Annotated in this window: 5 protein-coding genes and 3 pseudogenes; 1 reads left to right on the top strand and 7 read right to left on the bottom strand. The window is 43.4% G+C overall.

Annotated elements, in window-relative coordinates; translation table 11 throughout:
- Positions 1-144: pseudogene (locus LH47_RS15665) on the top strand (UPF0236 family protein); the annotation flags it as partial.
- An 84-nt stretch (positions 145-228) separates the two neighbouring features.
- On the opposite strand, the gene ctaG reads toward LH47_RS15665, so the two are convergent.
- The 7 genes and pseudogenes from ctaG to LH47_RS15660 form a co-directional block, all read right to left on the bottom strand.
- The gene (ctaG, locus tag LH47_RS13910) at positions 229-1,146 is read right to left on the bottom strand and encodes a cytochrome c oxidase assembly factor CtaG (protein ID WP_043968530.1); all 918 of its coding nucleotides are present in this window, start codon (positions 1,144-1,146) and stop codon (positions 229-231) included.
- A gap of 83 nt (positions 1,147-1,229) precedes the next feature.
- Positions 1,230-1,562, bottom strand: coding sequence for a cytochrome c oxidase subunit IVB (ctaF, locus tag LH47_RS13905; RefSeq protein WP_009373480.1), 333 nt, complete (start codon positions 1,560-1,562; stop codon positions 1,230-1,232).
- Between the two features lie 4 nt (positions 1,563-1,566).
- On the bottom strand, positions 1,567-2,187 hold the full coding sequence (gene ctaE / locus LH47_RS13900; protein ID WP_043968528.1) for a cytochrome c oxidase subunit III: 621 nt from the start codon (positions 2,185-2,187) through the stop codon (positions 1,567-1,569).
- Positions 2,187-4,055, bottom strand: a complete 1,869-nt coding sequence (gene ctaD / locus LH47_RS13895; RefSeq protein ID WP_043968526.1) for a cytochrome c oxidase subunit I — start codon at positions 4,053-4,055, stop codon at positions 2,187-2,189. Before ctaD ends, ctaE begins: the two co-directional genes overlap by 1 nt.
- 29 nt (positions 4,056-4,084) lie before the next feature.
- Positions 4,085-5,149, bottom strand: coding sequence for a cytochrome c oxidase subunit II (gene coxB, locus LH47_RS13890; protein WP_043968524.1), 1,065 nt, complete (start codon positions 5,147-5,149; stop codon positions 4,085-4,087).
- A 119-nt stretch (positions 5,150-5,268) separates the two neighbouring features.
- Positions 5,269-6,120, bottom strand: a pseudogene (cyoE, locus tag LH47_RS13885) (heme o synthase); the annotation flags it as partial.
- Between the two features lie 458 nt (positions 6,121-6,578).
- A pseudogene (locus LH47_RS15660) lies at positions 6,579-6,724 on the bottom strand (UPF0236 family protein); the annotation flags it as partial.

Raw genomic sequence — 6,724 nt, 5'->3', positions numbered from 1 at the left:
TCCAAGCGGGTTGAACAGGCCAAACGGAAGGCAGGACGGTTGTGGGCAGATGTGGTGCGTCAGAATCTACCGTGTCTGCAGCGGTCATCCGGGACGCCGATCCATCAAGCGTTGTCGGCGCTTCGGGATTTTGGTTGGGTGTAAAAAAATGGAATACAATATCATCACTTCAAGATGAGGGATGAGAGTCCAAAAGCGCTTACGATATCAATTCCTGAAAATGGTTCGCTAACTAGTGATTGACAACACCCGTAGTGAACCGAAAAAATGTTCTCCACAAAGTCTTGACTGACTCGCGACATGTTCTTCATTTCGTTCTTTTCGATACCATTCCATAAAAATGAAAAACAACATAACTCCATATACGATTTCTTGAATGATTTTCATCAATACCCCACCAAGCTGTTGATCGTGCAATAGCGACATCGAACTAAACATTTCCGGTCCGCTTAATTCAAGCGACGCTAACGTCGTTTGTGGGACGCAAAGCGCTAAAGCGTTGATCCAAGCAGCTGGATCGTAATACGTCGCATATAGCGGGGTATCCGCAAAAATAATGAGCGCACATGCAGGTGTCAGCAACACCCCATCAGCAAAAATATAACCGATTTTTTTCAAGCCAGATAAAGTCGGAAACCCTCGTACGTCATTGACGAGCGGCCACCACATCATCATCGCCGCAATAAAAATAGCAATCGTCATGAACGCATGCAACCACATGTTCGTTTTCACCACATCAAAAATCAAAGGCACGTGGTATAACGAGAAAATACCATTAAACAAAAATAATGCAATTAACGGTTTCGTGAAAAAAGCAAACGTCGATCGAATGATTTGAATGCGAAAAAGCGCTTCAAACATCCATGACGGAATGCCTTTAATAAGGAGCGGCGGCACCATTAAATAAAGAATGGCCATTTGCGTCATATGGGCGCTAAACATTAAATGCCCTAACAAGTCGACTGGAGAGCCTTTACAAATGTAAAGTAAAACGATGGCGGTGACAAACAACGTTTTTTGCTTTGTCGTCGTTTGTTCTTTTGCACGGTTAACAAGCCAAAAATAAGCGATCGTCACCAAAACTAAAAAACTGAAAAAGTACGGACTCCACATCGCCTCAAAACCAAATATACTTAACGGCATCATATTCACCTCACTTTTTTTCCGACTTTATTATACTACAAACGTAACAAACGTGAAAAGAAAAGAAGCTAGCCAACGCTAGCTTCTTAAATCCAAACGACCGTTAAAAACGCCCAAATCGTAACGAACGCCACAACGACACCGCCATAGATGAAAAGTGCTGGCAGTTCGTGCCCTTTATGGCTCATATGCATAAAGTAATACAGTTGGAAAATAACTTGCACGACCGCTAACAATAAAATGAACGGTACGGAAAACCAAGCAGAAAATCCTTCATATCCAACCGCAAAAAAGGCGATGAGCGTTAAAAAAATCATTAACGTAAATGAAACAATTTGATGTTTCATTTCTTCTGCATTTTTTTTCCGGCGATATTGCACATCTACTTTTGGGTTTTGTACATGTGTATGATTTGCCATACAATCACCCCACCATTCCCATTAAGTATACGACCGTAAAAATGAACACCCATACGACGTCAATAAAGTGCCAATATAAGCTGGCAACGTAAAACTTCGGTGCGTTATATAAGTTTAACCCACGTTTCGCATTGCGAATCATTAACGTTAAAATCCAAAGCAAACCGAATGCGACGTGGCCACCGTGCGTACCAACTAGCGTATAAAAAGCTGAAGAAAACGCACTTGTTGAAAATTTAAATCCTTCATGTACGTACTCTGTAAACTCGTAAATTTCAAGCGCTAAGAAGCCTGCGCCAAGCAATACCGTAATGCCGAGCCAAAGCTGCATTTTTTTGAAGTCGAAGTTGCGCATATGATGCATTGCATATACGCTCGTTAAGCTGCTCGTTAGTAACAGCATCGTCGCTAAAAAGACGATCGGCATTTGGAATAATTCTTTCGAAGATGGACCACCTGCCACAGAATCTCTCAATGCCAAAAATGTGGCGAAGAGAGAGGCGAACAATACCGTCTCTCCGCCGAGGAAAAACCAGAAACCTAAAAATTTATTTTTCCCTTCAAGGGTCGCTTTTTCAGGCTCTGCCGGAAACGTTTCTGCCGTTAATTTTTCTTCCACATGCATTATGCCCCAGCCCCCTTCTTCTCCGCTTCCATCACTTCTTCTTTATGAATATGGAAGCCGTGGTCATCAATAATTGAACGGAAGAACATCGCACCGAGCGTAATAATCAAGCCAAATACGCCAACCGGTGTTCCCCACGCATGATCTTGGTGGAACAAGAAACCAAATGCAGATACAAATAAGCCGAGCGAAATAACAAACGGTAAAATCGATGGATTTGGCATATGAATATCACCAAGCGGCTCTGCTGGTGTTAATCCTTTTTTGCCTTCCATTTTTTCAATCCAATACGCGTCTAAACCACGTACAAGCGGCGTTTGCGCAAAGTTGTACTCCGGCGCTGGCGAAGATACTGCCCATTCCAATGTGCGTCCATCTTCCCAAGGGTCGTTGCCGACGCGCTTTCCTTTTACCGTTGTAATAACAACGTTTGCTAATAATACGACTGTACCTGCTGCCATGAAAAATGCACCGACTGTACTAATCATGTTTCCTGTTTCAAATCCTTGGCCAGGCAAGAACGTGAATACACGGCGTGGCATACCCATTAAGCCAAGGAAATGTTGAATAAAGAACGTTAAATGGAAACCAATAAAGAACAACCAGAATGTCACTTTGCCTAATTTCTCATCTAACATTTTACCGAACATTTTTGGCCACCAATAATGTGCCCCTGCGAGTAGCGCGAATACAACCCCACCGACGATAACGTAGTGGAAGTGCGCAACGACGAAATAGCTATCGTGATATTGATAGTCTGCCGCAGCTGTTGCGTTCATTACCCCTGTGACCCCACCGATAACGAACGATGGAATGAACGCTACCGCATACATCATTGGCGTCGTAAAGCGAATGCTTCCGCCCCACATCGTAAATAACCAGTTGAAAATTTTAATTCCTGTTGGAACGGCAATCGCCATTGTCGCAACCGCAAAGATGGCGTTTGCAATTGGGCCCATACCAACGGTAAACATATGGTGCGCCCACACCATGAATCCTAAAAATCCGATTAACACTGTCGCAAATACCATCGATGAATAACCGAATAAACGTTTACGCGAGAACGTCGCGAAAATTTCTGAAAAAATACCGAACGCTGGCAAGACGAGAATGTATACTTCTGGGTGACCGAAAATCCAGAACAAGTGCTCCCAAATGATCGTATTTCCACCAAGCGCTGGATCAAAGAAGTTTCCGCCGAACAAACGGTCCATCATCATGAAAATTAAACCGACTGTTAATGGCGGGAACGCGAATAAAATGAGCGCAGATGTGACAAACGTTGCCCATGTAAACATCGGCATGCGCATATATGTCATTCCTGGTGCGCGCATATTAATGATCGTCACAAGGAAGTTGATTCCTCCGATCAACGTTCCTAAACCGGAAATTTGTAAACCTAACACGTAAAAGTCAATACCGTGCGTTGGTGATGCAAGAGATAACGACGCGTAAGATGTCCAACCCGCATCTGGTGCACCGCCTAAAAACCATGATAAGTTTAAAAATACACCACCGAAGAAAAATAACCAAAATCCAAGCGAGTTTAAAAACGGAAACGCTACGTCACGCGCACCGATTTGAATCGGTACAACGGCGTTCATCATCGCAAACACGAGCGGCATTGCCGCAAGGAAAATCATCGTCGTTCCGTGCATCGTCAACACTTCATTGTAGAACCCTGCGCTAATGAAGTCGTTGTTTGGTACGGCGAGCTGAATACGAATAATCATCGCTTCTAAACCGCCAAGCAAGAAGAAAACCCCGCCGGCGATCAAGTACAAAATCGCAATCTTCTTATGGTCTACTGTCGTTAAGTAGTCCCAAATGACTGCGCCGACACCTTTTTTCCGAGCTAACGTACTCACAGTTTAACCTCCCTTTATCGATAATCCCCTTACTCAACTGATAATGTCATTAAGTATTTTGTTAATGCTTCCAATTCTTCATCAGATAATGCTGGATAAGTACCTGTCATTTTGTTGCCTGGCTTTATTTTCTCTGGATCTTCTAACCAAGCTTTTAAGTTTTCTTCGTTATGTTCTAAAATGCCGGCAATGCGTTCGCGATCCGCAAAGTTGCCTAAGTTTGGCGCAAGGCGAGCTTGCTCTGTACGACCATCAACTGGTGTAACTGCGTGACAGCCAATACAGCTTTTGTTGAAAATTTCTTCCCCTTGTTTCACAACAGGATCTGTTGAAGCAACAGGCTTTGCATTTTTCATTTTTTCTACCCATTGATCAAATTCAGCCCGAGGAAGCGCCTTCACTTTAAAGTCCATTAATGCGTGCGACGGACCGCAAAGTTCCGCACATTTTCCGTAAAATAGACGTCCTGCTTCTTCGGCACGTTTGTCATCAAATGTGAGGAAAAATTGGTTCGTATTATCTGTATTTGTATCCATTTTTCCTCCAACAGCAGGAATCCAGAACGAGTGTTTTACGTCGGATGCCTTTAAGTTAAAATACACGCGTTCATCTGTTGGAACGACTAAATCTTGGCTTGTAATAATGCCGTAATCTGGGTACTCAAACTCCCACCAGTACAAATTCGCGCGCACGTTGACGACAACAACGTCGCGTTCTTTTTTGTTCATCGGTTTTACATCCGCCAATTTAAACGTGTATAAAACCGTCGGAACAGCTAAGATGATTAGTAAAATAATCGGAATAACTGTCCAAATAATTTCAAGCGTATGGCTTCCTTCTACTTGTTTCGGAATTTTGTTTTCTTCCCCTTTACGACGACGGAAGCGAGTCACAACGTAAAGGAAGATGATCGTTACAACCGCAATGACGATGACCATAATGGCCGTGCTGAGCAGCATAAGCTTGTACTGCATGTCAGCTACTTCTCCTGCTGGTTGAAGCGTCGATAAAAACGGCTTGCCGCAACCAGCTAGCAAAAGCGCCATGGCGGATACAAGAGAAACCAAGCGCCAATTTCGTAGCCACTTCTTCATAGCCTAATCAAACCCCTCTTTCGATTATGAAATAAAGTGAAATATATACATTCTTTCTTTACAAAAAGAAAGAATTGTAAACCTGTTTTATTTTCCGAAGCGCCGTTGCAGGCGCTTCATTAGTCAATCGTGACAATCACCATCGTCACAAATAAAATCGTTAAATAGTTGAGCGAATAAATGAACATCCATTTCGCCCACTTCATATCGTCTTTCATTTTAAAGCCCGCTAGTCCGAGCGCTAACCAACCGACGTTCAACAACGTTGCGATCACTAAAAACGGCACGCCTAATGAAAATAAGTAAAACGGAAGTGGTAAAAGCGCCACAATCCAAATGACGATTTGCCGTTTTGTCATCGCAAATCCGTGAACGACAGGAAGCATCGGAATGCCCGCTGCGCGATACTCCTCACATCGCTTCATCGCCAGCGCTAAAAAGTGTGGTGGTTGCCATAAAAACATAAGCAAAAACAAAATGACTGGAACGATATGAAATCCGTCATCGACCGCTGTCCAACCGATGACCGGTGGAACGGCACCAGAAATGCTGCCGATCACCGTATTGAGCGTGTTGCTCCGCTTAGACCACATCGTATATAAAAAGACGTACGTCACCATGCCGATAAGTCCGATGATCGCGGCGGTGACAGTTGTCATAAGCAGACTGAACGTACCGATGGCGACAAGAAGTACACCGAACCAAAGCACGCGCTTCGGCTCTACGCTTCCGCTCACCGTTGGGCGACTTTTCGTCCGCTCCATGAGATGATCAATATCGCGATCAATAAAATTATTTAACGCGCAAGAACCTGCAATGACGAGCGCAGATCCAACGAGCGCAAAAAACACGATATGCAAATTGCTTAAAAATCCTTTTCCTGTAAAATGAAGGGCTAACCAAAGTCCCGTAAACGTCGTAATTAAATTTGAATTGACAATGCCAATTTTCACGACAGCTAATACATCTTTTAGTACACCTGATTGGATTTTTGTCGTTTTTACATCTTCGACTACATCCGCCATCTGCCGCCACTCCTCTCTTATGCCTTTGAAGGCGTTTCCAATCTATACACGGTAACTGTGTCGTCTCTGTATATTAAAGCACATTTCTCCGTCAAATTGTGAACTTTTTTTGTCTTAATTGTGTCGAATTTGTGTCAAAACAATGTTGTGACAATGAAAAAGTTGAAAAATAACCGCACTTATATTTCTAGCAAACTCTCTACAAATATTCAACCATATTTGCAACGTTTGCTATATTGTAAAATAATAAAACGAGTCAGTCAAGACTTTGTGGAGAACATTTTTTCGGTTCACTACGGGTGTTGTCAATCACTAGTTAGCGAACCATTTTCAGGAATTGATATCGTAAGCGCTTTTGGACTCTCATCCCTCATCTTGAAGTGATGATATTGTATTCCATTTTTTTACACCCAACCAAAATCCCGAAGCGCCGACAACGCTTGATGGATCGGCGTCCCGGATGACCGCTGCAGACACGGTAGATTCTGACGCACCACATCTGCCCACAACCGTCCTGCCTTCCGTTTGGCCTGTTCAACCCGCTTGGACT

This window comes from Anoxybacillus thermarum (genome assembly GCF_000836725.1).
Classification (GTDB): Bacteria; Bacillota; Bacilli; order Bacillales; family Anoxybacillaceae; genus Anoxybacillus; species Anoxybacillus thermarum.
Note: the sequence above shows the minus strand (reverse complement) of the source record. Positions and strands in the feature narration are given on the sequence as shown.